Origin of the sequence: Streptomyces sp. NPDC101191 (assembly GCF_044767915.1) — a bacterium.
GTDB lineage: Bacteria > Actinomycetota > Actinomycetes > Streptomycetales > Streptomycetaceae > Streptomyces.
The window spans coordinates 4,564-30,773 of record NZ_JBIWOU010000007.1 but is presented as its reverse complement, the minus strand read 5'-3'; the positions used below and the strand labels follow the sequence as shown (position 1 = coordinate 30,773).

Genomic DNA, 26,210 nt, shown 5'->3' with positions numbered 1-26,210 from the left:
GGGTCCTGGTGGAGCGGGGGTGCGGCAGAGCCGCAGGCTACCCTCAGCGGCCGCGCAGGCGGCGCACGAGGATGCTCGCGTCGCCGCGGGACTCCAGGTCCGCCAGGACCACGGCGACCGCCTCGCGGACGATCCGGCCGCGGTCGACAGCGAGGCCGTGCTCGCCGCGCAGCACCAGGCGCGCGTGCTCCAGGTCCATCAGCTCCTCGGCGGAGACGTAGACCGTGATCTTCTCGTCGTGCCGCTCACGCCCGCTCGGGCGCCGGTTGGTGGTGCGGCTCCGCCGCCGCGCCGGGCCGGCCGGAGCGGTGGCGGCCTTCGCGGGCGCCTCCGGCTCCGTCGCGCGGGCCCGCGGCTCCGCCGCCTCCGAGTCCGCCGCGGCGTGCTCCGCGGAGCCCGAGCCGTCCGCTCCCGCCGCTGCCACCGAGTCGCTCTCGCCGGCCGGTGCCGGAACGGTCCGGCGCGGCGAGGACGCCTGGAGCGCCATCCCCCCGGTCGTACGGAACAGTTCGTCGGCGCCGGGAAGACTCACTCGGCGTGACACCGGGCGAGCACCTCCCTGGCGAGCTGACGGTAGGCGGCGGCGCCCACGGAGTTGGACGCGTAGGTGGTGATGGGCTCGCCGGCGACCGTGGTCTCCGGGAAGCGGACCGTACGCCCGATGACCGTGTGGTACACGTGCTCGTCGAAGGCCTCGACGACGCGCGCGAGGACCTCGCGGGAGTGCACCGTGCGCGAGTCGTACATCGTGGCGAGGATGCCGTCGAGCTCCAGGTCGGGGTTGAGCCGCTCCTGGACCTTCTCGATCGTCTCGGTGAGCAGCGCGACACCGCGGAGCGCGAAGAACTCGCATTCCAGCGGCACGATGACCTTGTGAGCGGCCGTCAGGGCGTTCACGGTCAGCAAGCCGAGCGAGGGCTGACAGTCGATCACGATGTAGTCGTAGTCGTTCATCAGCGGCTTCAGGGCGCGCTGCAGCGTCGACTCGCGCGCGACCTCGGAGACCAGCTGGACCTCGGCCGCCGACAGGTCGATGTTGCTGGGCAGCAGGTCCATGTTGGGGACCGCGGTCTTGAGCAGCACCTCGTCCGCCGACATGCCCCGCTCCATGAGCAGGTTGTAGACGGTGAGGTCGAGCTCCATCGGGTTCACGCCGAGGCCGACCGAAAGGGCGCCCTGCGGGTCGAAGTCGACGAGCAGGACCCGTCGTCCGTACTCCGCGAGCGCGGCACCCAGGTTGATGGTCGACGTGGTCTTGCCGACGCCGCCCTTCTGGTTGCACATCGCGATGATCTTCGCGGGGCCGTGGTCGGTCAGCGGGCCCGGGATCGGGAAGTACGGCAGGGGCCGTCCGGTGGGGCCGATCCGCTCGCGGCGCTGACGGGCAGCGTCGGGTGCGAGGGTGGCCGCGTACTCCGGGTCGGGCTCGTACTCGGCGTCGGGGTCGTAGAAGTGCCCCTCGGGCACCTCGTCATAGGCGGCGAAGTGGGTGGACTCTCGGCCCATCTCGTTGCCGGCCGTGGCGTTCACGTGTAGGCCGTCCGTCATCTTCATCGTATGGGCTGGCGTCATGGTCTGGTGCGTCGCGAAGGTCCGCACCGCGACGGAGCCGATCGGGGCTCCTGGCTCCGCACCCCCGGGAGTAAATGTCGACTCATTCACAAGTCGTCTTACCTCCTTGGATGTGACCAGGAACATTTATCGATAGGTCAGCGTGGCACCATGCCGACGGTTGGCGACTCTATGGCGTGTCACCGCTCCGCAGCAACACAATCCGCCGGACCCGGCCCGATGTGTCGGCAACCGAACACCTCGCTGTCAAGGGTGCGCAGGCAGGGAACCGCACGTTTCGGGGCTGCGCGAAACGGTTAAAGAGTTACGTTCGAGGCGAGTTGACCAGGCGTCGGAACGTGGCCGGACACACATCGGGCCGGACCTTGCTCGACAAGGTCCGGCCCGATGCGTGAGGTTGACGACGGGGGTTGACACCGCCGCCTACGGGGGTCAGCCCAGGAGGGTGCTCAGCTCGAGGTGCTCGTAGCCGTGCGCCTCGGCGACCTCCTTGTAAACCACCTTGCCGTCATGGGTGTTGAGGCCCTTGGCCAGCGCGGCGTCGCGGCGCAGCGCCTCGACCCAGCCGTTGTTCGCCAGCGACACGATGTAGGGCAGCGTGGCGTTGGTGAGGGCGTAGGTGGAGGTGTTCGGGACGGCGCCCGGCATGTTCGCCACGCAGTAGAAGACCGAGTTGTGGACCTGGAAGGTCGGCTCGGCGTGGGTGGTCGGGTGGGAGTCCTCGAAGCAGCCGCCCTGGTCGATGGCGATGTCGACAAGGACACTTCCGGGCTTCATCTTGGCGACGAGCTCGTTGGTGACCAGCTTCGGGGCCTTGGCGCCCGGGATGAGGACGGCACCGACGACGAGGTCGGCCTCGATGACGGCCTTCTCCAGCTCGAAGGCGTTGGAGACGATCGTCTTGACCTTCGTGCCGAAGATCTTGTCGGCCTCGCGGAGCTTGTTGATGTCGCGGTCCAGCAGGGTCACGTGGAAGCCCAGGCCGATGGCGATCTGCACGGCGTTCCAGCCGGAGACGCCGCCGCCGATGACGACGCACTCGCCGGCGTGGGTGCCGGGCACGCCGCCGGGGAGCACGCCGCGGCCGCCGGCCGAGCGCATCAGGTGGTAGGCGCCGACCTGCGGGGCCAGGCGGCCCGCGACCTCGGACATCGGGGCGAGCAGCGGGAGGGCGCGGTTCGCGGTCTCGACCGTCTCGTACGCGATGGCGGTGGTGCCGGACTCCAGGAGGGCGTCCGTGCACTCCTTGGAGGCGGCGAGGTGCAGGTAGGTGAAGAGGGTCTGGTCCTTGCGGAGGCGGTGGTACTCCTCCGCGATGGGCTCCTTGACCTTGAGCAGCAGGTCGGCGGTGGCCCAGACCTCGTCGGCGGTGCCGAGGATCTCGGCACCGGCGGAGACGTACTCCTCGTCCGTGATCGAGGAACCGACACCGGCGTTCTGCTCGATGAAGACCTGGTGGCCGTTGCGGACGAGCTCGTGGACACCGGCAGGGGTGATGGCCACGCGGAACTCGTTGTTCTTGACCTCGCGGGGGATGCCGACCTTCATCGTCGATCACGGTCCTTGAATCAGGGGATAGACACGGGGGGAACTGCGGGTACTGCGGGGGTGCTGCGCATGCGGCCACGTCGACGGGGAGGCCGACATAGCCATACATACCCGGATGTACTGCGGCACACCGGGGCAGACCGCGATTCAACGCGGCGCACCCAGTCTAATGAAGGAGTTCCCCCTGTCTAGCCTTTCAAAGTATTAATCTTCAGCAGAAGCACTGCGGATTTCGTAGGCGGAGGAGCCGGTTCCCAGCAGTCTTTCCGCAGCGGCCCGGTGCAGCCGGGCGGCCGCCGGGTCACCGAGCCGGTCGAGGGTGTCGGCCAGCCGGAGCTGCAGCGCCGCCTGGAGCCGTACGTCGCCCGCGCGACGCGCCCATTCGATCGCCTCCTCGCAGGTGCGGAAGGCCTCCTCGGGGCGGCCGGCGTACTCCTGGACCCGGGCCGCCTCGCTCAACGCCCTTGCGTAGCCCGGGAGATCGGCCAGACGCCGGTAGCCCGCGGCGGCCGCGCGCCAGTTGCGCAGGGCCTCTCCGTAGCGCCCCGCATAGGTGTGCACCGCGCCGAGCCGGCCGTAGAGCCGGGCCTGGTCGGCGCGCTCGTCGCGGGCGAGGCGCTGCGCGAGGGCCCGCCCGTACCAGTCGCCGGCCCGCTGCCAGTCGCCCAGCTCCTGATAGGTCCCACCTACGGATTCCATTGCGCGGCCGGTCGCATACGGATCATTTGCTGCCCTTCCGGCGTCCAAAGCCGACCGATATCGCAGCAGGGCGTCCTGGGGGCGACCGGTCCGGGCGTCCAGGTCGGCCAGGTTCAGCAGGGCCGCGGCCCGCTCCCGGTGCAGCCCGCGCCGCTCGGCGACGTCCAGGACGAGCCGGTGCAGCCCGTAGAGGTCGGGGGCGGCCGTCTCGGCGCCCCGGTGCGCGGCGAGCGCGCGCACCATGGCGGCGATCAGGCGGCGGGCGAGGGTGTCGAGCTCGCCGTCGGCTACGGCGAGCCGGGCCGCGGCGAGCAGCATGGGCCGGCGGCTGTCCAGCCAGGCGGCGGCGGTGGCGGTGTTCGGGAAGCGCAGGGCGCGCGGCAGCCCGGCGAGCTTGCGGCGGGCCGGGGAGCCCTCGGGTTCGGTGACCGCGCGGCTGGACTGGAGGAGCCGTACGGTCCGCTCCAGCATCCGGGCCCGGGCGAGCTGCACCTCGGGCGCACGGTCGTGCTCCTCCAGTTCGGCCTTCAGCAGCGGTACGAGGTGCCCCGGCACCTCGTACTGTCCGTCCCCGCCGGGGATCTCCCGGACGAGGCCGAGCGCGGCGAAGTCGGCGAGGGTGGTCGCGGCGGCCGAGACGGAGCAGCCGGCCAGCGCGGACGCGGTGTGCGCGTCGGCCCGGCCGAGCGGCGCGAGACACAGGTGGCGCAGTATCCGGGCGGCCGGCTGCGGCAGCGACGAGTGGACGAGGCCGAAGGCCCGGGTGACCGGGTCGCCGGTCAGCCCGCGCAGCCGCTTGGTGAGGTCGGCGACCGACGCCTTGGGGCGGGCGGCCAGCCAGCCGCCGGCCAGCACGAGTGCGCCGGGCAGCCCGCCGCACTCCTCGGCCAGGCTCTCGGCGGCCTGCGGGTCGACCGTGACGCGGACCGAACCGGTGAAGGAGGTGAGCAGCTCGATGGCCGACTTGGGGTCGAGGCCGCCGACGGTGCAGGGCCGGACGTCCGGGATGCCGGTGAGCGGGCCCCGGGCCACGCCCACGACCAGGGCGTCCGGGTTGTCCGGGAGCAGCGGCTCGACCTGTTCGGCGTCGACGGCGTCGTCGAGGAGCAGCAGCGCCCTGCGGTCCGCGAAGGCCTCCCGGACCAGGCCGGTGAGTTCCTCCTCGGCTGCCCCGGGCGGCTCGGCGACGCCGAGCGCGGCGAGCAGCTCCTGGGCGGCCCGTGCGGTGGGGACGGGTTCCCCGCCGGGCTCGGACAGCCGGACCCGGAACACCCCGCCGGGGTACCGGTCGGCGAGTGAGGCGGCCAGCTCCTCGGCGAGTGCGGTGCGCCCGGAACCGGGCTTGCCGGCGACGAGCAGGACCCGGGCGCGGGGCGCCTTGCGGCCGGTCAGGGTGTCGAGCCCGGTGCGTTCGATGTCCGCGCGGAGCGCCTTCAGCTCCCGCTGGCGGCCGAAGAACTGCAAGGCGCCGACCGCTGCCACCGCCTGATCCGTCACGGGCCACGCTCCCGTCCACCTGCGCACGACGATCCCGCGGGGGGCTCCGCGGGGCGATCACGAGCGTAGTTCAGCGGGACCCGCCCACCGGGCGGAGCAGGGCGGACGAATCCCCCGATCGGATCACTGGATTGTCTGACCGGCGCACTCCCCCCGCCGACGCGCCCCTCCGGCGGCACGGGCGCCTCCGGCCTTCGGCACGGGCGCCTCGCCCCTTCGGTACAGGCCCGTACGGCCGCTCCTTCCCTCCGGTAATACGCGGCCACCCCGGCCGCACGGCGGCGCGTCCTGTCCGTACGGCGGCGGCCCGCCCGTACGGCCGCGGGTTCCCGCCCGTACGGCCGAGGCCTCTGCGCGCGTACGGCCGCGAGTTCCCGCCCGTACGCCCCAGCTCCGGCTCCGGCTCCGGCCGTACAACCGCCCGGGCGCCCCGGGCGCCCCGGGCGCCCCGGGCGCCTGGGCCTCGACCGGTCAGGTGCCGAGGCCCTCGACCGGCCAGGTGCCCGGGCGGTCTACCGCCGCCGGCGCGGGTCCCTATGCCTCGAAAGGCCGGGCCGGCCACGGCGCCTCGGCCGGGCGCAGCGCGTCCAGGCCGTCGCCCGTGCGGGCGGCCGTCAGCGAGAGCACGCCGACGACCAGGCAGTTGTTGTGCAGCTCGCCCGCGAGCACGCCCCGGACGAGGTCGGCCAGCGGCACCCGGGCCGACTCCATGTCGGCCTCCTCCTCGGAGACCGCGTACCGCTCGCCCTCCGCCTCGGACAGGTCGCGGGCGAGGAAGATCCGCACGGCCTCGTCGCAGCCGCCGGGGGTGGTGTAGACGTCGGCGAGCACCCGCCAGTCCTCCGCCTTGACGTGCGCCTCCTCGTACAGCTCGCGCTGGGCGGCGTGCAGCGGGTTCTCGCCGGGCACGTCGAGCAGGCCGGCCGGGATCTCCCACAGCTTCTGCCGGACCGGGTGCCGGTACTGCTTGAGCAGCACGACCCGGTCCTGCTCGTCGAGGGCGACGACGGCGACCGAGCCGGGGTGGACCTGGTAGTCACGGCCGACGACCGAGCCGTCCGGCATCTCCACCTCGTCCGTGCGGACACTCGTCTTCTTGCCCGTGAAGGGGGTGGTGGTGGCGACGACCCGCCACTCCTCCGGGGTGTCCTGCACCTGCATGAGCTGTCCTCCCACGATGACCGCATACGAAAGCCGGGGTACGGGCCCCCCGAAGGGAACCCGTACCCCGGCAACGTTAACGCGCGGCCACTACTCGGCCTTCTTGCCCGTCTTGCGCTCGACGGCCGCCTTCACCAGGCCCGCGAACAGCGGGTGGGGGCGGGTCGGGCGGGACTTGAGCTCCGGGTGCGCCTGGGTGGCGACCAGGTAGGGGTGGACCTCACGCGGGTACTCGACGAACTCGACGAGCTTGTTGTCCGGGGAGGTGCCGGAGAAGACCAGGCCGGCCTTCTTCTCGAGCTCCGCGCGGTAGGCGTTGTTCACCTCGTAGCGGTGGCGGTGGCGCTCCTCGACGTACGGCTCGTCGGCGTAGGTCTCGCGGACGACCGAGCCCTCGGCGAGCTTCGCCGGGTAGAGGCCGAGGCGCATCGTTCCGCCCAGGTCGCCGGCGCCCTCGACATAGGCCAGCTGCTCCTCCATCGTCGAGACGACGGGGTGCGCGGTGGCCGGGTCGAACTCGGTGGAGTTGGCCTCGGGGATGTCGGCCAGGTTCCGGGCGGCCTCGATCACGATGCACTGCAGGCCGAGGCAGATGCCGAGCAGCGGCACCTTGTTCTCGCGGGCGTACTGGATCGCGCCGACCTTGCCGGACACACCGCGGTCGCCGAAGCCGCCGGGGATGAGGATCGCGTCGCAGTCGCCGAGCTGCTTCTCGGCGCCGGCCTGGGTCTTGCAGTCGTCGGAGGTGACCCACTTGACCGTGACCCGGGCCTTGTTGGCGAAGCCGCCGGCCCGCATGGCCTCGGTCACCGAGAGATAGGCGTCGGGCAGGTCGATGTACTTGCCGACGAGCGCGACGGTGACCTCGTGCTCCGGGTTGTGGACCCGGTCCAGGAGGTCCTCCCAGACGGTCCAGTCCACGTCGCGGAAGGGCAGGTCCAGCTTGCGGACGACGTAGGCGTCCAGGCCCTCGGAGTGCAGGACCTTCGGGATGTCGTAGATCGACTTGGCGTCGATGGCGGCGACGACCGCGGCCTCGTCGACGTCGCACATCAGCGAGATCTTGCGCTTGATGGCGGTCGGGACCTCGCGGTCGGCGCGCAGCACGATCGCGTCGGGCTGGATGCCGATGTTGCGCAGGGCGGCGACCGAGTGCTGGGTCGGCTTGGTCTTCAGCTCGCCGGAGGGGCCGATGTAGGGCAGCAGCGAGATGTGCACGACGAAGACGTTGTCGCGGCCGACCTCGTGGCGGACCTGACGGACGGTCTCCAGGAACGGCAGCGACTCGATGTCGCCGACCGTGCCGCCGACCTCGGTGATGACGACGTCGACGTCGTCGGTGGCCATGCGGCGGATGCGGGACTTGATCTCGTTGGTGATGTGCGGGATGACCTGCACGGTGTCACCGAGGTACTCGCCGCGCCGCTCCTTGGCGATGACCTGCGAGTAGACCTGGCCGGTGGTGACGTTGGCCGAGCCGTCGAGGTCGACGTCGAGGAAGCGCTCGTAGTGGCCGATGTCCAGGTCGGTCTCGGCGCCGTCGTTGGTGACGAACACCTCGCCGTGCTGGAACGGGTTCATGGTGCCGGGGTCGACGTTCAGGTACGGGTCGAGCTTCTGCATCGTGACCCGCAGGCCCCGGGCCTTGAGGAGCGCACCCAGGCTGGAGGCGGTCAGGCCCTTGCCGAGGGAGGAGGCGACACCCCCGGTGACGAAGATGTGCTTGGTCGTCGTGGTGTTGGGCGGCATCGCCAAGAGGGGGCTCCCGTGGTCGCGTTCTGGAGGTGCGTTCCGGCGTGCCCTCCGGAAGAATCGGGGGGTGCCGTCGCTGCGGTTGCGGGGTCCTCGGCTGTCGCCGTTTCCCACCGGTCCACGGGGTACCAGGGTATCAGCGACATCGGGAGACCGCTTCCGGCCACACGGGGCACTCGGGTGCACACGGTCCGCGACACGCCGTGCCCGGAGCGGGCGCCTCCGGCACCATGGGCGGGGTGGGGCCGGGGCCGAGGCCGAGGTCAAGCCCTGTTCACCCGATCGGACCAGCAGCGTTACAAGATCGGCTCCACCGGTCCCCGGGGTCCGTCGTATCCTGCTCGGACACGCGCTGCCGAGCCGGACCGGCACGGCACCACCCCCGCCCGTCATCCGGTACCAAGAGGCTCGTCAACGATCCCTTGACCGCTGACCAGTACAAGTCGCCCCACGGGGCGGACGTGGCCGTTCGATCTGGAGTGAAGCACGTGGCCGGGCGCATCGAGGATTACGCACTCATCGGAGACATGCAGACCGCCGCCCTGGTCTGCCGGGACGGCAGTGTCGACTGGCTCTGCCTGCCCCGCTTCGATTCGCACGCCGTCTTCGCCGGACTTCTCGGCACCGAGGAGCACGGTTTCTGGCGGGTGGGCCCCGCGGGGCCCGAGGGGGCGCCCGCGGCCCCCGCCGACCGGAGGCGCTACCGCGGCGACTCGCTGATCCTGGAGTCCGAGTGGGACACCCCGCGCGGCACCGTCCGGGTGACCGACTTCATGCCGCCGCGTGACGGCGCGCCCCAGCTGATCCGGGTCGTGGAGGGCGTCAGCGGGCGGGTCCCGATGCGCTCCAGCCTGCGCATGCGCTTCAGCTACGGCCGGGTGGTGCCCTGGGTGCACAAGGTCGGCGAGCGCACCGTGGCCGTCGCCGGGCCCGACTCCGTGTGGCTGGACACCGACGTCGAGACCCACGGCAAGGACCTCACGACGTACTCCGAGTTCACCGTCACCCCCGGCGACACGATCACCTTCACGCTCTCCTGGCAGCCCTCGCACAAGGAGCCGCCGCCGCTGCCGGACCCGGAGGGCTCGCTGGAGGCGACCGCCGACTTCTGGCGCGAGTGGGTCGAGCACTGCACGTACCACGGCCCCTACCGGGAGGCGGTGGTCCGCTCCCTGATCACCCTCAAGGCGCTGACGTACGCGCCGACCGGCGGGATCGTCGCCGCGCCGACCACCTCCCTGCCGGAGGAGATCGGCGGCGTCCGGAACTGGGACTACCGCTACACCTGGCTGCGGGACGCGGCGATCACCCTCTCCTCGATGCTGCGCACCGGCTACCGGGAGGAGGCCCGCGCCTGGCGGGACTGGCTGCTGCGCGCGGTCGCCGGCGACCCGGAGAACCTGCAGATCATGTACGGCATCGCCGGCGAGCGCGAGCTCGGCGAGGCCGAGCTCGACTGGCTGCCCGGCTACGAGAACTCCGGCCCGGTCCGGGTCGGCAACGGCGCCGCCGGCCAGCTCCAGCTGGACGTGTACGGCGAGGTCACCGAGGCCCTGCACCTGGCCCACATGACGGGCCTGTCCCGCAACGACTACGCCTCGCTGCTCCAGATCAAGCTGATCAACTACCTGGAGACGAACTGGGACCAGCCCGACGAGGGCATCTGGGAGGTGCGCGGGCCGCGCCGGCACTTCACCCACTCCAAGGTGATGGCGTGGGTGGCGGTGGACCGCACCATCAAGCTGATCGAGTCCGGCGACGCCGACGGCCCCCTGGAGCGCTGGCGCGAGCTGCGCGACGACATCCACCGGGACGTCTGCGAGAAGGGCTACGACAAGGAGCGCAACACCTTCACCCAGTCCTACGGCTCGCAGGAGCTGGACGCCTCGCTGCTGCTGATCCCGCAGATGGGCTTCCTGCCGCCGGACGACAAGCGGGTGATCGGCACGATCGAGGCGATCCAGCGGGAGCTGTCCACGGAGGACGGCTTCGTGCTGCGCTACCCGACCGCCGGCGAGGAGGCGGGCGTGGACGGCCTGGAGGGCGACGAGGGCGCGTTCCTGGCCTGCTCGTTCTGGCTCGCGGACGACCTGGCGATGATCGGCCGGGTCGACGAGGCCCGGAAGCTCTTCGAGAAGCTCCTCTCGCTCCGCAACGACCTCGGGCTGCTCGCCGAGGAGTGGGACCCGCGGCTGCAGCGGCAGGTGGGCAACTTCCCGCAGGCCTTCAGCCATGTTCCGCTGATCGACACGGCGCTGCGGCTGACCGCCTCCGGCGCGTACGGCGGCTGACCCTCCGACAACACGCGGGGGACCGGGCCCGGACCTACGATGAAAGGGTCCTGTCCCCCGGCGGCGAGTGAGCCGAAGGGCGCCGCGGGCGCCGAGAGGGAGAGCGCGCGCAGGTCCCGAGGGACGAGGGACCGGGCACGGTCGACCGTCGGCACACGCGTCACGCGCCCGGAGGTGAACCGGGCCGAAGAAGAGAAAGGGGGGCGTGCCATGGCTCCCCCGACCACCCTGACGGACAGAGCGCTGACCGGGCTCCGCGAGGATCTGGCCGGTGAGGTGTACCTGCCCGGTGATCCGGGGTACGACGAGGCCCGGACGATCCACAACGGGATGATCGACCGGCGGCCCGCGGTGATCGCCCAGTGCGCGAGCCAGGCGGACGTCTCCAACGCGATCCTCTTCGGGCGCGAGGCGGGCCTGCCGATCGCGGTGCGCGGCGGCGGCCACAGTGTCGCCGGGACCAGCGTGATCGACGACGCCCTGGTCGTGGACCTGCGCCGGATGCACGGCGTCGTCGTCGACCCGGAGAACATGACCGTACGGGTCGAGGGCGGGGCGACGATGGGTCACCTGGACCACGCCTGCCAGCCGTTCCACGTGGCGACCACGGGCGGGCGGGTGTCCACCACCGGGGTCGGCGGCTTCACCCTGGGCGGCGGATCGGGGTGGCTGGAGCGCAAGTTCGGTCTCGCCAGCGACAACCTGCTGGCCGCCGACCTGATCACGGCCGAGGGAAAGCACGTCCACACCGACGCCGAGGAGAACCCGGAGCTGTTCTGGGCGCTGCACGGGGGCGGCGGCAACTTCGGCGTGGCGACCTCGCTGACGCTGCGGCTGCACGAACTGCCCCGGATGAGCGTGGCGATGCTGTTCTTCCTGCCCGACCACGCGCCGGAGGTCGTGCGCACCTTCCGGGACCTCGCCGCGGTCGCCCCGGACGAGGTGGGCGGCGGCGCCATCTACCTGCCGGCGCCGCCCGAGCCGTTCGTCCCCGAGGACCTGGTCGGCAAGCTGGTCTGCGGAACGCTGTTCACGTACGCCGGTCCGGTCGAGGAGCTGCGTGAGATGGCGGCGCCGCTGTTCGCGTGGAAGCCCGTGATCGAGATCGTCACGGACATCGCGTACGTGGAGCTGCAGTCCATGCTCGACGACCCGCCGGGGCTGCGGAACTACTGGTCGGCCGAGTACCTGACGTCCTTCCCGGACGAGGCCGTGGACCGCTTCTGCGAGCGGGGCGCGAAGATGCCGATGCCCGCGGCCATCCAGCAGGTGCTGTTCGTGATGGGCGGGGCGGTCGCGGCCGGGCCGTCCGACTACCCGCAGCCATGGCGGACCGCCCCGTGGGCGGTGCACCCCTTCGCGACCTGGGAGGACCCGGCGCTCGACGACCGGGCGATGCAGTGGGTCCGGGACGTGCGGACCGACGCGAAGCCGTGGGCGCTCGACGCGACGTATCTGAACTTCGTCGGCACCGAGGGCGACCAGCGGGTCGTCTCCTCCTTCGGCGAGGAGAACTACCGGCGGCTCACCGCCGTGAAGGCCGCCTTCGACCCCGACAACGTCTTCCGCTACAACCACAACATCGCCCCGGCCCCCTGAGGGCCCGCCGGCGTCAGCCGAGGGCGGCGATCACCTCCCTGGCGGCCCGCTCGCCCTCGGTGGCGCCGCCTTCCATGAAGCCCTGGAAGTCGTAGGAGCAGTGCTCGCCGCCGATGTGGACGTTGCCCTGGGCGGTGCCCTCGTAGCCCGCGTAGCGGTGCAGGTAGCCGACCGGCCAGTAGGAGTACGCGCCGAGCGCGTACGGGTTCTTGTGCCAGGCGGAGAGCTGGGCGCGCCCGGTGTAGGCCTGGGAGGTGCCCGGGTAGAAGGCGTCGATGCCCTTCAGGTAGCGGGTGACGAGATCGCGCACGTAGGGGTCGGACTCGGTGGAGAACGGCCCCGCCGGGTTCAGGTTCCTGGCCAGGGAGCCGCCGCCGTACTGCAGGAGGATGCCGCCGGTGCCGCCCTGGACCTTGGTGGTGTCCCAGGTCTGCTGGACCTCGGTGTCGGTGAAGCAGTCGCCGGCGGAGACCCCGGGCCAGGGGCCGGTGCCCCGCCAGGGCCGGGTGCCGAACTGCATGTTGAGCTTGGTGCAGTAGCCCATGCGCGCGTCCCGCAGCAGGTTCGTCATGCGGGGGTCGAAGCCCGCACGGAAGAGGTCGAGCCGCTGCAGGACCGGCAGCGGTACGCACAGGACCGTGTGGTCGGCGGTGACGGTCCGGGTGGCGCCCGCCTCGGTGAAGGTGAGCGTCTGCGTGCCGTCGGCGTTCGCCCGTACGGCGTCCAGGGACCAGCCCATGCGCAGGGTGCCGGGCCTGAGGGCACCGGCGATCGCGTTCGGCAGCCGGTCGTTGCCGCCGACGACGTGGTAGCGCTCGTTGGACAGGCCCCAGATGTTGAAGTTGCCGGGATTGGTCTGGTAGCCCATCAGGAGGACGAGGGCGAGCGCGGACTGTTCGGTGGTGTCGGCGCCGTACTCCACGTTGTAGGCGACGTCGAAGAAGCGGCCGAGCCGCGAGGAGTGCCCGCCGGGGACCCGGCTCTCGATCCACTCGTACAGCGACATGTCGTCGAGGGCGGTGCCGGTGGGCGTGGTCCGGTTCCAGGACACCTCCCCCGCCTCCGACAGATCGCGGCGCAGCGACTGGTAGACCGCGTTGAAGTCTGCGTCGGCCTGGGCGCGGGGGTAGTAGGCGCCGTCGAACCAGAGGACCTCCTCGGCCCCGTTGGGCCCGCCGCCGAGGAAGTCCTCGGTGGCGAGGCCGAAGCGACGGCAGAGCGCGAGCATCTTCTTGTGACTGGTGTCGATGAGCTCGCCGCCGATCTCGGAGGTCTGCCCGTACGCCCAGTGCGCGCGCTGGGTCCACATGCGGCCGCCGACCCGGGTGGGGTTGGCCTCGTAGAGGACGGGGTCGAGGCCCGCGTCCTGGAGGGTGAGGGCGGCGGTGAGGCCGGCGATGCCGGCGCCGACCACGGCCACCCGGGCGGGGGTGACCGCCTTGGCGACCGCCGGGGCGGCCGCGGTCGTGCCGGCGGACACCGCGATGCCCGCGGCGGCGGCGTACTTGAGGAGGGACCGGCGCCCGAGGGCGTCGTTCCTCATGCCGCGGAGTTCGTCGACGGGGACGTTCAGGCGTCGGGCGGCGGCGTGCTCGGCGGCCAGGTGCTTCAGGAGGTGCATCGGGTTGGTGCGTGCCATGGGGCGCTCCTGGAGGTGGGTGGGGTCAGCTCTGGGGTACGGGGGCGGGGGCGGGGGCCTCTTCGGCGGTGCGCTCGGCGGCGTCCTCCAGGACGATCCGGCCGATGATCTCGTAGCGCTCGGGGCGCCTGAGCTTGAGGTAGAAGCCGAGGCCGAGGCCGCCGAAGAAGACGGCGCCGACGATCCAGGGGATCGCCTTGAAGAAGAGGGAGTCGGCGGCGAGACCGGCCGCGGTCTCCATGTTCATGATCAGCAGCACGACGACGGCGATCATGCCGACGCCGCCGAGGAGCGGGGCCGTGAGGGTCCTGAACCAGTGCCGGTCCTCGGGGTGGTTCGCGCGGAAGTAGCCGATGACGGCGAAGGAGCAGAGCGTCTGGACGATGAGGATGGCCATCGTGCCGAGGATCGCGAGCAGGGTGTAGAGGTGGATGTACGGGTCCTGGCCGGTGAGCCAGAAGGCGGCGACGAGCGCGACGGCGATCGTGCTCTGCACGTACGAGGCGATGTACGGCGAGCCGTGCCGGGGGTGGGTCCGGCCGAGCGCCGGGTGGAGGAAGCCCTCCCGGCCGATGGCGTACAGATAGCGGGAGGCGCACTGGTGGAAGGCCATTCCGCAGGCGAAGGAGCCGGTGAGCAGCAGCCACTGGAAGGCGTCGACGGCCCAGGCGCCGATGAAGGTCTCGGTCGGCGCGAAGAACAGGTCGAGCGGGGAGGAGGAGGCGGAGAGCTTCACCGACCCGGCGAGGCCGTTCCCGGCGATCGTCATCCACGAGACGTAGATGTAGAAGAGACCGACGCCGATGACGGAGATCAGGGTGGCGCGCGGGATGACCCGCTTGGGGTCGCGGGACTCCTCGCCGTACATCGCGGTCGACTCGAAGCCGACCCAGGACCAGAAGGCGAAGAAGAGGCCGAGGCCCGCGGAGGTGCCGGAGAAGGCGTTCCTGGGGTCGACCGGCTCGACCGGGATGCCGTCGGGGCCGCCGCCGGCGATCAGGACGGCGGTGGCGACCGCGAAGAGGACGGCGATCTCGGCGACCAGCATCACCCCGAGGGCCCTGGCGGTGAGGTTGATGTCGAAGTAGGACAGGACGGCGGTGACGGCCAGCATGACCGCCGCGTACAGGATCCACGGCAGGTCCGCACCGAGCTGGTCGGCGACGGTCGTCTTCGCGAAGTAGGCGAAGACCCCGACGATCGAGGCCTCGAAGACGATGTACGCGAGGACGGCGAGCATCCCGGAGGCCATCCCCGCGATCCGGCCGAGGCCGTGCGAGATGTAGCCGTAGAAGGCGCCGGCGGCGGTGATCCGTTTGGCCATGGCGACGTAGCCGACGGAGAAGACGGTCAGCACGACGGTCGCGAAGAGGTAGCCGGCGGGCGCTCCGGTGCCGTTGCCGAAGCCGACGGCGATGGGGAGGTTGCCGGTCATCGCGGTGATGGGGGCGGCGGTGGCGACCGCCATGAAGACGACGCCGACGAGACCGACCGAATTCGCCTTCAGCCGGTGGACCTGGGGGGCCTGGTGCCCCGCTGCGGTGGGGTTCTCTGCCATGGCGCGAGAGCATCCTCGCGCGTGACGCAGGCCACAATCGACAGGCGGTCACGCAATTGCCGCCGTGGGGCGACGAGTTGTCGCCCTGGTGTACGAACTGTCGGGTCCGGTGACGTCGCGGTGATGTCCCCGCAACGCGGACGCGGGTAGCGTCCGCACATGTCCATGGAAAGTCAGGGCGGGATCACCGTACAGCGCGCACTCGAGCTTCCGGGTCTGCGCAGCGGGCTCCCGGAGGTCGTCGCGGGCGCCGACCGGCTGCAACGCACCGTGCGCTGGGTGCACGCGGGCGAGGTCCCGAACATCGCCTCGCTGCTCAAGGGCGGCGAACTGCTGCTCACCACCGGGCTCGGCCTCGGCACCCGGCCCGCCGAGCAGCGGGCGTTCGTCCGCCGGCTCGCGGAGCGGGGCATCGCGGCGCTCGTGGTGGAGCTGGGGCCGCGGTTCGCGCGCCTGCCCGCGACGATCGTGGAGACGGCCCGGTCGGCGGGGCTGCCGCTGGTCCAGCTGCACCGCGAGGTCCCGTTCGTCGCCGTCACGGAGGAGATCCACACCGAGATCGTCAACGGGCACTACGCGCTGCAACGGCAGGCCGAGGAGGTCCACCGGCAGTGCACCGAGGCCCTGCTGGGCGGTGGCGGGGTGCCGCAGGTGCTGCGGATCCTCGCCGACTTCGCACTGAACCCGGTGTTCCTGGAGACCGCCGACGGGCAGCTCCTGTACGCGGCGGGCACCGAGTCCGAGCCCGCCGACCCGCTCCAGGTGTGGGACGGGCTGCGCGGGCAGCGGGCGGCGCGCGAGTCGGGGCCGCCGACCGGCGCGGTGCTCGTCGACGTGCCGGGCGGCGGCCCCGGCACCGCCTCCGTACGGGCCCGGCTGGTCTTCCTCCCCGTCTCCTCCCCCCTGTCGCCGGTGCACCGGATGGCCGCCGAGCGGGCGGCCGGGCTGCTCGCGGTCGTCCTCATGCAGGCCCGGCAGGAGGAGGAGCTTGCCGCACGGGGCCGCGGCGACTTCCTGACCGATCTCGCCGAGGGCCGGATCACGGCCGAGGACGCGCCGGCCCAGGCCCGGGTGCTCGGCTTCAGGCCGGGCGACGGACCGCTGCTGCCGGTCGTGATGCGGCTGGCCTCCGAGCTGTCCCCCTCGGGCAACTGGGCGCTGCTCGCCCGGGCGGTCCTGGAGGAGCTCTCCTCGGTCGGCGTGCCGGTCCTGCTCGGCGTCCGCCCGGTGGAGGGCCGCGTCCCGCTGCTCCTCGGGCTGCGCTCGGAATCGGAGCGCACCGCGGTCGCGGACCGGGTGGCGGCGGCGCTGCGGGCCGGGGTCGAGCGGGCCGGCCTGGTGGGGGCTTCCCCGGGCGGAGCCCGCGGGAGCGCGGGCACCCAGCCGCCGGTGGTCGTGGTCGGCGTCGCGGGCGGCTGGGCGGCCGCTTCGGCGGGCCTGCGGCACGCGGCGGAGACCGCCACGGCGGCGCAGGGCCTGTCGGACCGGCCCTGGTACGACGCCCGGCGGCTCGACACCGACCTGCTGCTGTGGCGGCTGCGGGACCATCCGGACCTGGCGGCCTTCGTCGACCGGGCGATCGGCCCGCTCCGCGACCACGACCGCACCTCGCGCCCGCCGCTGCTGCCGACCCTGGAGACGTATCTGGCCCATGCGGGGCGCAAGGCCGAGACGGCCCGCGAACTGCACCTCAACCGCCAGACCCTCTACAACCGCCTGGCCCGCATCTCCGAGCTCCTCGGCACGGACCTGGACGACCCGCAGACGGTCCTGGCCCTGAGCCTGGCCCTGCGGGCCCGCCGCCACACGCAGTAGGGGTTCGCGTCCAGGGGCGATCGTTCCGCAGGGCGGAACGGGTGGGCGCAGACCCCCGGCCCGCAGGCACCGGTCGACCCCGGGCACCTCTCGCCTGGGCGCCGGAGGAGCAGGCCCGCCAGGCGCGCCTCGAAGTGCGGTCCCGTGCGTCCCCCTCCCGCCCAGCGGGGCGATGGCGCACACGGGGAAGGAAAGCGCCTCGCGGCGGGGCGGGGCGCGGCGCCCGGCGCGCTACCGCCCCATCAGCTCGTCGTAGACGCTCAGCACGTGCGCGATCGTCTCGTCCTCCGTCGGCCAGGTCCCGGCCTGCACCCGCCCCGCCGCCGCGAGGTCGAGCCGCCGGTCCGCGTCGTCGAGCAGTCCGCGGACGGTGGACGCGAGGGCGTCCGCGTCGCCGTACGGGACGAGCTCGGCCGCGTCGCCCACCAGTTCCGGCACCCCGCCCACCGCCGTGGCGACCAGCGGCACGCCCAGCCGCAGGGCCTCCTGCGCGAGCAGCGAGCGCGCCTCCCAGCGCGAGGGGAGCACGGCGACGTCCGCGGCGGCCAGCAGCTCCGCCACGTCGTCCCGGCGCCCGATGAGCCGCACCGGCAGCCCCTCCGCGGCGATCCGCCGCTGCAGCGCGGGCCGTTCGGGCCCCTCCCCCGCGATGACGAGCAGCGGCTGCGGCTCGAGGTCGCGCCACGCCCGCGCCGCCGCCAGCAGCACGCCGTACCCGCGCCCCGGCTCCAGCGCGCCGACGGCCACCAGCAACGGACGTTCCACCGCGCCGAGTTCGGCCCGCGCCTTGCCGTCGTGCAGACAGACCGGCGCCCGCGCGGCCGGTACGGTCACGGGCGCGAGCCGCGCGTCGCGGGCGCCGCGCCGCCGGGCCCGGTCGACGAGGTCGGAGGAGGTGCCGAGGACGACGGTCGCCGCGCGCACGGTCCTGCGCTCCAGGAGGCGGACGACCCCGGCGCGCGCCCCGGCCAGGCGGCTGCGGGTGTGCCAGGTGGTGACGAGCGGCGTGCGCGGGCCGCCGCCGGACAGCGCGAGGGTGGCCCGCACCGAGGCGTCGAGGCCGTGCGCGTGCACGATGTCCGCGCCGATGCAGGCGTTGCGCAGCACGGCGACGCTCGCGGGCCCCCCGCACTGCGGCACGGGGACGACGTGCGCGCCGGCGCTCGTGAAGTCGTAGACCTCGTCGAGTTCGGGCGGGGCGCACACGGTCACCCGCACGCCCCTTGCCACCAGCCCCGAGGCGAGCGACCTGACGTGCGCGCTGCTGCCCGCGCTGCCGCCGCCCAGTACTTGGACCGTACGGAGCTGTGTCACGCGCCAAGGATGCCAGCCCGCACGCACGTTCCGGCACCGAAGTGGCCTCGTTCCCGTGCCGACCGCCTCGACACACCGGCCGGGTTCACTCACATGGGTGAGCGCGCGAGCTCGCTGCCCCTCTCCCCCGTAGACCGCCACGGCGAGGAGTCCCGCCGCGTGGGCGGCGAGGCGGAGCCGGCCGGCGCCGGGGGGACCGGGCCCGGCCAGGGGGTCGCGGCGCAGCTGCCGGCCCCCTGGCCCGGCCGGCGCCGGGCGGCCCCTGCCCTCAGGCGTCGGCCCGCGCGGTCGCGAGAAGCTCCTCGGCGTGCGCGCGGGCGGTCTCGGAGTCCTCCTGGCCGGCGAGCATCCGGGACAGCTCGCGGACCCGGTCCTCGCCCTCCAGGACGGTGACGCCGGAACGGGTGACCGAGCCGTCGTTGGTCTTCTCGACGAGCAGCTGGCGGTCGGCGAAGGCCGCCACCTGCGGCAGGTGGGTGACCACGACGACCTGCGCGGACTTGGCGAGCTTGGCGAGCCTGCGGCCGATCTCGACCGCGGCCTTGCCGCCGACGCCCGCGTCGACCTCGTCGAAGAGATACGTCGGCACCGGGTCCGTACCGGCGAAGACGACCTCGACGGCGAGCATCACGCGGGACAGCTCACCACCGGACGCGCCCTTGGCGATCGGGCGCGGCGGGGCGCCGGGGTGCGGGGCGAGGAGCAGTTCGACCTCGTCGGCGCCGGACGGGGTGTAGGCGACCCGGCGGCCGCCCACCTCGACCCCGTCGGGGTCCTCGGTCTGCCGGACCGCGAAGGACACCCGGGCGTGCGGCATGGCCAGCGAGGCGAGCTCGGCGGTGACGGCCCCGGCGAAGCGGTCCGCCGCCTCCGTGCGGGCGTCGGTGAGCCGCTGCGCGAGCGTCGACAGCTCGTCGCGCAGCCGGTCGCGCTCGGCGGTCAGCTCGTCGATGCGCTCGTCGTCCCCGTCGAGCTCGGTGAGCCGGGTCGCGCTCTGCTCCGCCCAGGCGAGCACGGCGGAGACGTCCTCGCCGTACTTGCGCGTGAGCTGGGTCAGGGCGGCGCGGCGCTCCTCGACGGCGGCGAGCCGCAGCGGGTCGGCGTCCAGATCGTCGGCGTAGCCGGCGAGCTCCCCCGCGACGTCCGACAGCAGGATGGAGATCTCGCCCATCCGGTCGGCGAGCGCGGCGAGCGCCGGGTCGTGCGCCCGTACGGCCTCCAGGGCACGGCCCGCGCCCGCGACGAGCGTCGTCGCGTCCACGGCCTCGGGGTCCTCCGGCTGCCCGGCCAGCGCGGCGTGCGCGAGCGCGGCGGCGGACGCGAGGGACTCGGCATGCCCGAGCCGCTCCGCCTCGGCGGCCAGCTCGACGTCCTCACCGGCGCGCGGCTCGACGGCCTCGATCTCCCCCAGCCCGAAGCGCAGGAGATCGGCCTCCTGGGCCCGTTCCCGGGCCCGGGTGGTGATCTCCTCCAGCTCGGCGGTGACGGCCCGCAGCCGCTTGTACGCCTCGCCGTAGGCGGCCAGCGGCACGGCGACGGCCTCGCCCGCGTACCGGTCCAGGGCGCCGCGCTGCCGGGCCGGCTTGAGCAGGCCCTGCTGGTCGGTCTGGCCGTGCACGGCGACGAGCTCGTCGGCCAGTTCGGCGAGCAGCCCGACGGGCACGGAACGCCCGCCCAGGTGCGCGCGGGACCGGCCCTCGGCGGAGACGGTACGGCTGACGAGCAGCGCGCCGTCGTCGAGCTCCGCGCCCGCCTCCTCGGCGCGCACGGCCGCGGCCGCGCCCGGGGGCAGCGCGATGCGGCCCTCGACGACGGCCGATCCCGCCCCGATCCGCACCAGGGCCGGGTCGGCGCGCCCGCCGAGCAGCAGCCCGAGGCTGGTCACGACCATGGTCTTGCCCGCACCGGTCTCACCCGTCACCGCGGTGAAACCGGGCGACAACTCGACGACAGCGTCGTCGATGACTCCGAGCGACCGTATCCGCATCTCCTCCAACACGGGGAAGACCTTACGAGGTCGGGGCGCCCCTGTGCGACGGCCCCTGCCGACCGGCGGTGAACCCGCAGGTCGGCGCGCGTCCGTCCGGCCCCCGTTCACCCGCTAGTGGGGCGCCCCGCGCCAGCCCGAGACCGGCAGCGCGAACTTCGCCACGAGGCGGTCGGTGAACGACGCGTGGTGCAGACGGGCCAGCCGGACCGGCACGGCGCCGCGGCGGACCTCGACGCGGGCGCCGGCCGGGAGTTCGACCGTGCGACGCCCGTCGCACCACAGCACGCCGTGCGGGGTGTGCGGTTCGACCTCGACGGCGAGCACCGAGTCGGGCGTGGTGACGAGCGGCTTGGCGAACAGCGCGTGCGCCCCGATCGGCACCATGAGCAGCGCCTCCACCTCGGGCCAGATCACCGGCCCGCCGGCGGAGAAGGCGTACGCGGTCGAGCCGGTCGGGGTGGCGCAGATCACCCCGTCGCAGCCGAAGCCGGTGACCGGGCGCCCGTCGATGGCGAGGACGACCTCCAGCATCCGTTCCGGGGACACCTTCTGCACGGCGGCCTCGTTGAGCGCCCAGTCCCGGTGCAGGACGTCGCCGTTCTGGTAGACGGTGACGTCGAGGGTCATCCGCTCCTCGACCTCGTACGCGCGGGTGACGACCCGGTCGACGACCTTGTCGAGGTCGTCGCGTTCGGCCTCGGCGAGGAAGCCGACCCGGCCCAGGTTGACGCCGAGCATCGGCACCCCGGAGGCCCGGGCGAACTCGGAGCCGCGCAGCAGGGTGCCGTCGCCGCCGAGGACGACGAGGAGTTCACAGCCGTCGAGGGCGTCGGAGCAGGCCTCCGGCACCTTCTCGACGGCGGCCGGCAGCGGCAGGTCGGCCGCCTCCGACTCCAGGACGCGCACCCCGATGCCGCAGCGCAGCAGCCCGAGGACGACGAGTTCGGCGCTGCGCACGGCGGCCGGCCGGCCGGTGTGCGCGAGCAGGAAGACAGTGCGGCTGTTCTCGGTAGACGTGCTCGAACCAGTGCTCAACGAGGTCCTTCCGCCACGGCGCGGTCGACTTCCGCAGGATCAAGTGCGGGCGCCCCGGCCCGCAGCCACAGAAAGTACTCGACGTTGCCGGACGGCCCGGGCAGTGGGCTGGCGGTGACGCCGAGGACACCGAGCCCGAGCTCACCCGCCCGCCGGGCAACGTTCTTCACGGCGTCGGCGCGGAGTTCGGCACTCCGCACCACGCCGCCGGTCCCGAGCCGCTCCTTGCCGACCTCGAACTGCGGCTTGACCATCAGCACCAGGTCGGCGTCGGGCGCGGTGCAGGCCACCAGGGCGGGCAGCACGAGCCCGAGCGGGATGAAGGACAGGTCGCCGACGACGAGGTCGACCGGGATGCCGTCGATGGCGTCGAGGGTCATCTCGCGCACGTTCGTCCGGTCCTTGACGGTGACCCGCTCGTCGCTCTGCAGCGACCAGGCGAGCTGTCCGTAGCCGACGTCGACGGCGACGACGTGGGCGGCGCCGGCGCGCAGCAGGACGTCGGTGAAGCCGCCGGTGGACGCGCCCGCGTCGAGCGCGCGCCGGCCCTCGACCCGCAGCCCCTGCGGGACGAACGCGGCGAAGGCGCCGGCCAGCTTGTGACCGCCGCGCGACACGTAGTCGGGGTCGCTGTCGTCCTGGGCCACGACGATGGCCGCGGCGGTCTCGACCTGGGTGGCGGGCTTGGTGGCGACGGTCTTGCCGACGGTCACCCGGCCCGCGGCGATCAGCTGGCTGGCGTGCTCGCGCGAGCGCGCCAGCTTGCGCCGTACCAGCTCGGCGTCGAGACGGCGGCGTGCCGGTCCTGCCACGTTCGGTTCAGCTCCTGTTGTCGTACGGACGGGGTGCGGGCGGTGCGTCGAGCGCGGTCAGCTCGGCGCGCAGCCCACGGTGTACATCCTCGTACACGTCGAGGTGTCCGTCGGCCGTCAGGTGGTCGGCGTCGCCGAGCCGGTCCAGGAGCGCGTCGACGGCGGGCCTGCCGGTGGGCGTGCGGACGACGCCCAGCGGGGCGGGTCCGGCGGCCTCGTACGGGTCGGCGGAGGCCGGTCCCGCGGGCACCGCCTCCGCCGGCTCCTCCGGTCGGGCTTCGGGTGTCGCGTCGCTCATGCCCCGACGCTATCGCGAAGGCCTGGGGTACGGTCGACCGCGATGGCGACGATCACGGAGTGCCGTGAGGCACTGAAGAAGCTCTCGGACAATCTGGCGGCGGCGGACGGCGAGGTGCGCGGCGCGGCCGCGCTCGACCGCACCCTCAGCTGCCACCTCACCGACCTGGACACGACCTTCACCGGCCGGCTGGCCGACGGGCGGATCGAGGTCGAGGACACGGTGGCCGGTCCGCCGCCCGGAAAGGCGCAGATCCGGCTCCGGATGACCGGCGACGACCTGGTCGCGATGGTCGACGGACGGCTGAACTTCGCCAAGGCCTGGGCCTCCGGCCGGGTCGGCCTGGAGGCGGGCTTCCGGGATCTGCTGAAGCTGCGGGCACTGCTCTGAAGGCTCCGGCGGTCACCGCGGCCGACCGTCCGGCGGTCAGTGCTCCAGCGGCTGCGGCCTCCGTGCCTTCCGGCCGGCCGGGACGACCAGCGGGGTGCCGGTCTCCGGGTCCTCGATGACCTGGCAGCGCAGCCCGAAGACGCGCTCGACGAGCTCGGCGGTGACGACCTCGTGCGGCGGGCCCTCGGCGACGACCTCGCCGTCGCGGCAGGCGATGAGGTGGGTGGCGTAGCGGGCCGCGTGGTTGAGGTCGTGGAGGACCGCGACGAGCGTGCGGCCCTGCGTCTCGTGCAGCTCGGCGCACAGGTCGAGGACGTCGATCTGGTGCTGGATGTCGAGGAAGGTGGTCGGCTCGTCGAGCAGCAGCAACGGCGTCTGCTGGGCGAGCGCCATGGCGATCCAGACCCGCTGGCGCTGGCCGCCGGACAGCTCGTCGACGTACCGCTCGGCGAGCTCGGCGACCCCGGTCGCCTCCATCGACTCCCGCGTGATCCGCTCGTCCTCGGGCGACCACTGCCGCAGCAGCCCCTGGTGCGGGTAGCGGCCGCGGGCCACGAGGTCGGCGACCGTGATGCCGTCCGGCGCGACGGAGGACTGCGGGAGCAGCCCGAGCGTCCGCGCCACCTTCTTCGCGGGCATCGAGTGGATGGCCTGCCCGTCGAGCAGGACCCGCCCCTCGGTCGGCTTCAGCATCCGGGACAGCGCGCGCAGCAGCGTGGACTTTCCGCAGGCGTTGGGGCCGACGATGACCGTGAAGGAGTGGTCGGGGATCACGACGCTCAGGTCGCGGGCGATGACCCGCTGGTCGTAGGCGAGCGTGACCGACTCGGCGCTCAGCCGCTGCTGCGCCTGCTGCTGCCCGTTCATTCCCTGGCTCCTGACGGTGTTCTCGATGGTCATATCCGGCCGGCCTTCCGCTCGCTGACGAGCAGCCACAGCAGGTAGCAGCCGCCGAGGACGCCGGTGACGACACCCACCGGCAGCTGGCGCTCGCCGAAGGCGTTGGTGGCCGTCCAGTCGGCGACCAGCAGCAGCGCGGTGCCCATCAGCGCGGAGGCGCCGAGGTTCGGGCCGGGTGAACGGGTGAGCCGCCGGGCCAGCTGGGGCGCGCTCAGCGAGACGAAGACGATGGGGCCGGCGGCCGCCGTGGCGACGGCCACGAGCAGCACGGCCGCGGCCATGAGGACGATCCGGGTCCGCTCGACCCTGACGCCGAGCGCGTACGCCGCGTCGTCGCCCATCTCCAGCATCCGCAGCGCCCGCCCGTGCCCGAGGATCAGCGGCAGCAGCACGCAGCTGACGGCGAACAGCGGCCAGAACTGCTCCATGTCCCGGCCTTCGAGCGAGCCGGTCATCCACACGGTCGCGCGGGCCGCGTCGACGAGCTGCGCCTTGGTGAGCAGGTAGTTGATGACGGCGGTGAGCATGGCGGCGGCGCCGATGCCGATGAGCACGAGGCGGTAGCCGTGCACACCGCGCTTCCAGGCGAGCAGGTAGATCACCAGGCCGGTGAGGAGACCGCCGACGATCGCGCCGCCGGCGGCGGCCGTCGCGCTGCCCTGGAAGAGGACGATGACGGTGAGCGCGCCGACCGTGGAGCCCTGGCCGAAACCGATGACGTCGGGGCTGCCCAGCGGGTTGCGGGAGATCGCCTGGAAGACGGCACCGCCGGTGCCGAGCGCCGCGCCGACGAAGAGGGCCACGAGGACCCGGGGCAGCCGCAGGTCCATGACGGCGATCCGCTGCACCTCGGTGCCGCCGCCGAGGAGGGTGGCGACGACGTCGCCGGGGGCGACCGGGAAGTCGCCGCTGCCGATGAGGACGACGGCCGCGGCCAGCGCGATCACGAGCAGGCCGAGGACGGACAGGAGCGCGCGCGGCTCGTACCGTACGGAGAGCCCGCCGGTCCGCAGGATCTTGGTGCTCACAGCTTGGCCATCCTCTTGCGGCGGACGAGGTGGATGAAGACGGGCCCGCCGACGAGCGAGGTGACGATGCCGACCTGGAGCTCGGCGGGGCGGGCGACCACCCGGCCGAGGACGTCGGAGCCGAGCAGGAGGACGGGCGAGAGGACCGCGGCGTAGGGCAGGATCCACCGCATGTCGGGGCCGGTGAAGGACCGCGCGATGTACGGGACCATCAGGCCGACGAAGACGATCGGACCGCAGGCGGCGGTCGCCGCGCCGCACATCAGCGTCACGGACACCATCGCGGCGATCCGGGTCCGGGTGAGGTTCGCGCCGAGCGCCCGCGCGGTGTCGTCGCCCATCTCCATGGCGTTCAGCGGCCGGGCGATCAGCAGGGCGAGGACGGCTCCGCCGAGGATGAAGGGGGCCACCCGCCCGACGGTGTCCATGTTGGCGTCGGCCAGGGAGCCGACCGTCCAGAAGCGCAGCCGGTCGAGGGCCGCGGAGTCGAGCAGCTGGACGGCGTTGACGTAGCCGTACAGCGCGACGGTGGCCGCGGTCCCCGCGAGCGCGAGCCGCACGGGGGTGGCGCTGCGGCTGCCGCCGAGGACGTACACGAGGACCGAGACGACGGCCGCGCCGACGAAGGCGAACCACACGTACGCGGCGGTGTCCGTGACGCCGAGGAAGGCGATCGCGGACACCACGGCCGCGGCGGCGCCGGCGTTGACGCCGAGGAGACCGGGCTCGGCGAGCGGATTGCGGGTGAGGCCCTGCATGACGGCACCGGCGAGACCGAGCGCCAGACCGACGAGCAGCCCGAGGAGGGTGCGGGGCACGCGGACGTCGTGGATGACGACGTCGTTGCGGATGCCGCTGTTCTGGAACAGGCCGTGCCAGACGTCGCCGAGCGGCACGGGCTTGGCACCGATCATGATGCTCAGGACACAGACCAGCAGCAGGACCCCGGCGGCCACGACCAGTCCGACGGCGCGCGCGGCATTCCGGCGCGTCGGCTTCTGGGCAGGACCGACCGGCTCCGCGCTCGCACGGGAGGGACTCTCGACCAACACGAGGTTAGGTTAGCCTACCCTCCCATCGGTGATCGATCCCGTGCACCGTGCACCCCCGTACGGGGCCGGCGCACCGGCGTACGGACTCCGGCGGGCGCACCGGCGCGCGGACTCGGGCGGGCGGCGGGCATGCGGACTCGGGCGGGCGGCGGGCGGCGGGCGGCGGGCGTACAGCACGCCGGCGCACGCCGCACCCGCCTACGAGGCAGCACGTCGCCCGAGGGCCGGGCCACCGCCCGAGAGCCGGGCCACCGCCCGAG

General features: G+C 73.1%; 20 protein-coding genes. 4 read left to right on the top strand and 16 right to left on the bottom strand.

What is annotated here, in order from left to right; genetic code table 11:
• Positions 1–43: 43 nt before the first annotated feature.
• The 6 genes from ACIRQF_RS26310 to ACIRQF_RS26285 all read right to left on the bottom strand — a co-directional run bounded on the left by ACIRQF_RS26310 (position 44) and on the right by ACIRQF_RS26285 (position 8,226).
• On the bottom strand, positions 44–544 hold the full coding sequence (locus ACIRQF_RS26310) for a hypothetical protein (protein WP_404095541.1): 501 nt from the start codon (positions 542–544) through the stop codon (positions 44–46).
• Positions 529–1,554 carry a ParA family protein gene (locus ACIRQF_RS26305; RefSeq protein WP_404096094.1) on the bottom strand — a complete coding sequence of 342 codons (1,026 nt, stop codon included), beginning with the start codon at positions 1,552–1,554 and terminating at the stop codon, positions 529–531. The genes ACIRQF_RS26310 and ACIRQF_RS26305 overlap by 16 nt, the downstream gene beginning before the upstream one ends.
• Before the next feature lie 450 nt (positions 1,555–2,004).
• Positions 2,005–3,120 (bottom strand): alanine dehydrogenase, encoded by a 1,116-nt coding sequence (gene ald / locus ACIRQF_RS26300; protein ID WP_376638180.1) that lies wholly within the window; start codon positions 3,118–3,120, stop codon positions 2,005–2,007.
• Positions 3,121–3,324: 204 nt separating this feature from the next.
• Complete coding sequence (locus tag ACIRQF_RS26295) at positions 3,325–5,316, bottom strand: tetratricopeptide repeat protein (protein ID WP_404095538.1); 1,992 nt, start codon at positions 5,314–5,316, stop codon at positions 3,325–3,327.
• Between the two features lie 534 nt (positions 5,317–5,850).
• Positions 5,851–6,477: an NUDIX domain-containing protein gene (locus tag ACIRQF_RS26290; protein WP_376638182.1), complete on the bottom strand. Its 627-nt coding sequence runs from the start codon at positions 6,475–6,477 to the stop codon at positions 5,851–5,853.
• A gap of 90 nt (positions 6,478–6,567) precedes the next feature.
• A complete protein-coding gene (locus ACIRQF_RS26285; protein ID WP_376638197.1) occupies positions 6,568–8,226 on the bottom strand; it encodes a CTP synthase in 1,659 nt (552 codons plus the stop codon).
• A 491-nt stretch (positions 8,227–8,717) separates the two neighbouring features.
• Here ACIRQF_RS26285 and ACIRQF_RS26280 point away from each other — a divergent pair, with 491 nt between their 5' ends.
• Together ACIRQF_RS26280 and ACIRQF_RS26275 are read left to right on the top strand one after the other, a co-directional pair.
• Positions 8,718–10,520 (top strand): glycoside hydrolase family 15 protein, encoded by a 1,803-nt coding sequence (locus ACIRQF_RS26280; protein WP_376638198.1) that lies wholly within the window; start codon positions 8,718–8,720, stop codon positions 10,518–10,520.
• Positions 10,521–10,730: 210 nt separating this feature from the next.
• Positions 10,731–12,119 (top strand): FAD-binding oxidoreductase, encoded by a 1,389-nt coding sequence (locus ACIRQF_RS26275; protein ID WP_382485704.1) that lies wholly within the window; start codon positions 10,731–10,733, stop codon positions 12,117–12,119.
• Positions 12,120–12,132: 13 nt separating this feature from the next.
• Here the strand turns inward: ACIRQF_RS26275 and ACIRQF_RS26270 are convergent, their stop codons facing one another.
• Both ACIRQF_RS26270 and ACIRQF_RS26265 read right to left on the bottom strand, forming a co-directional pair.
• Positions 12,133–13,758 carry a flavin monoamine oxidase family protein gene (locus ACIRQF_RS26270; RefSeq protein WP_404095535.1) on the bottom strand — a complete coding sequence of 542 codons (1,626 nt, stop codon included), beginning with the start codon at positions 13,756–13,758 and terminating at the stop codon, positions 12,133–12,135.
• Between the two features lie 25 nt (positions 13,759–13,783).
• A complete protein-coding gene (locus ACIRQF_RS26265; protein ID WP_404095532.1) occupies positions 13,784–15,316 on the bottom strand; it encodes an APC family permease in 1,533 nt (510 codons plus the stop codon).
• Positions 15,317–15,481: 165 nt separating this feature from the next.
• Here ACIRQF_RS26265 and ACIRQF_RS26260 point away from each other — a divergent pair, with 165 nt between their 5' ends.
• Complete coding sequence (locus ACIRQF_RS26260) at positions 15,482–17,131, top strand: PucR family transcriptional regulator (protein WP_404096090.1); 1,650 nt, start codon at positions 15,482–15,484, stop codon at positions 17,129–17,131.
• A 231-nt stretch (positions 17,132–17,362) separates the two neighbouring features.
• Here the strand turns inward: ACIRQF_RS26260 and ACIRQF_RS26255 are convergent, their stop codons facing one another.
• From ACIRQF_RS26255 to ACIRQF_RS26235, 5 genes are all read right to left on the bottom strand, one after another.
• Positions 17,363–18,445: a glycosyltransferase family 4 protein gene (locus tag ACIRQF_RS26255; RefSeq protein ID WP_404095529.1), complete on the bottom strand. Its 1,083-nt coding sequence runs from the start codon at positions 18,443–18,445 to the stop codon at positions 17,363–17,365.
• Positions 18,446–18,713: 268 nt separating this feature from the next.
• The gene (gene recN / locus ACIRQF_RS26250; RefSeq protein ID WP_376638200.1) at positions 18,714–20,432 is read right to left on the bottom strand and encodes a DNA repair protein RecN; all 1,719 of its coding nucleotides are present in this window, start codon (positions 20,430–20,432) and stop codon (positions 18,714–18,716) included.
• A 114-nt stretch (positions 20,433–20,546) separates the two neighbouring features.
• A complete protein-coding gene (locus ACIRQF_RS26245; RefSeq protein ID WP_376638187.1) occupies positions 20,547–21,470 on the bottom strand; it encodes an NAD kinase in 924 nt (307 codons plus the stop codon).
• On the bottom strand, positions 21,467–22,282 hold the full coding sequence (locus ACIRQF_RS26240; protein ID WP_365346771.1) for a TlyA family RNA methyltransferase: 816 nt from the start codon (positions 22,280–22,282) through the stop codon (positions 21,467–21,469). The genes ACIRQF_RS26245 and ACIRQF_RS26240 overlap by 4 nt, the downstream gene beginning before the upstream one ends.
• A 7-nt stretch (positions 22,283–22,289) precedes the next feature.
• A complete protein-coding gene (locus ACIRQF_RS26235; protein ID WP_389759191.1) occupies positions 22,290–22,580 on the bottom strand; it encodes a hypothetical protein in 291 nt (96 codons plus the stop codon).
• Between the two features lie 42 nt (positions 22,581–22,622).
• On the opposite strand from ACIRQF_RS26235, the gene ACIRQF_RS26230 reads away from it, so the two are divergent.
• Positions 22,623–22,970 (top strand): SCP2 sterol-binding domain-containing protein, encoded by a 348-nt coding sequence (locus ACIRQF_RS26230; protein WP_382485719.1) that lies wholly within the window; start codon positions 22,623–22,625, stop codon positions 22,968–22,970.
• Between the two features lie 36 nt (positions 22,971–23,006).
• On the opposite strand, the gene ACIRQF_RS26225 is transcribed toward ACIRQF_RS26230, so the two are convergent.
• From ACIRQF_RS26225 to ACIRQF_RS26215, 3 genes are read right to left on the bottom strand one after another with little or no spacing between them, the layout of a single operon-like run.
• Positions 23,007–23,870: an ABC transporter ATP-binding protein gene (locus tag ACIRQF_RS26225; protein ID WP_404095524.1), complete on the bottom strand. Its 864-nt coding sequence runs from the start codon at positions 23,868–23,870 to the stop codon at positions 23,007–23,009.
• On the bottom strand, positions 23,867–24,898 hold the full coding sequence (locus ACIRQF_RS26220; RefSeq protein WP_376638191.1) for a FecCD family ABC transporter permease: 1,032 nt from the start codon (positions 24,896–24,898) through the stop codon (positions 23,867–23,869). The genes ACIRQF_RS26225 and ACIRQF_RS26220 overlap by 4 nt, the downstream gene beginning before the upstream one ends.
• Positions 24,895–25,854, bottom strand: coding sequence for a FecCD family ABC transporter permease (locus ACIRQF_RS26215; RefSeq protein WP_376638201.1), 960 nt, complete (start codon positions 25,852–25,854; stop codon positions 24,895–24,897). Before ACIRQF_RS26215 ends, ACIRQF_RS26220 begins: the two co-directional genes overlap by 4 nt.
• Positions 25,855–26,210: the final 356 nt, after the last annotated feature.

Coding starts and splice junctions, on each gene's coding strand:
- ACIRQF_RS26305 (WP_404096094.1), bottom strand. CDS start 1,554: ATGAAGATGACGGACGGCCTACACGTGAACGCCACGGCCGGCAACGAG.
- ald (WP_376638180.1), bottom strand. CDS start 3,120: ATGAAGGTCGGCATCCCCCGCGAGGTCAAGAACAACGAGTTCCGCGTG.
- ACIRQF_RS26290 (WP_376638182.1), bottom strand. CDS start 6,477: ATGCAGGTGCAGGACACCCCGGAGGAGTGGCGGGTCGTCGCCACCACC.
- ACIRQF_RS26285 (WP_376638197.1), bottom strand. CDS start 8,226: ATGCCGCCCAACACCACGACGACCAAGCACATCTTCGTCACCGGGGGT.
- ACIRQF_RS26275 (WP_382485704.1), top strand. CDS start 10,731: ATGGCTCCCCCGACCACCCTGACGGACAGAGCGCTGACCGGGCTCCGC.
- ACIRQF_RS26270 (WP_404095535.1), bottom strand. CDS start 13,758: ATGGCACGCACCAACCCGATGCACCTCCTGAAGCACCTGGCCGCCGAG.
- ACIRQF_RS26265 (WP_404095532.1), bottom strand. CDS start 15,316: ATGGCAGAGAACCCCACCGCAGCGGGGCACCAGGCCCCCCAGGTCCAC.
- ACIRQF_RS26260 (WP_404096090.1), top strand. CDS start 15,482: ATGGAAAGTCAGGGCGGGATCACCGTACAGCGCGCACTCGAGCTTCCG.
- recN (WP_376638200.1), bottom strand. CDS start 20,432: ATGCGGATACGGTCGCTCGGAGTCATCGACGACGCTGTCGTCGAGTTG.
- ACIRQF_RS26235 (WP_389759191.1), bottom strand. CDS start 22,580: ATGAGCGACGCGACACCCGAAGCCCGACCGGAGGAGCCGGCGGAGGCG.
- ACIRQF_RS26230 (WP_382485719.1), top strand. CDS start 22,623: ATGGCGACGATCACGGAGTGCCGTGAGGCACTGAAGAAGCTCTCGGAC.
- ACIRQF_RS26225 (WP_404095524.1), bottom strand. CDS start 23,870: ATGACCATCGAGAACACCGTCAGGAGCCAGGGAATGAACGGGCAGCAG.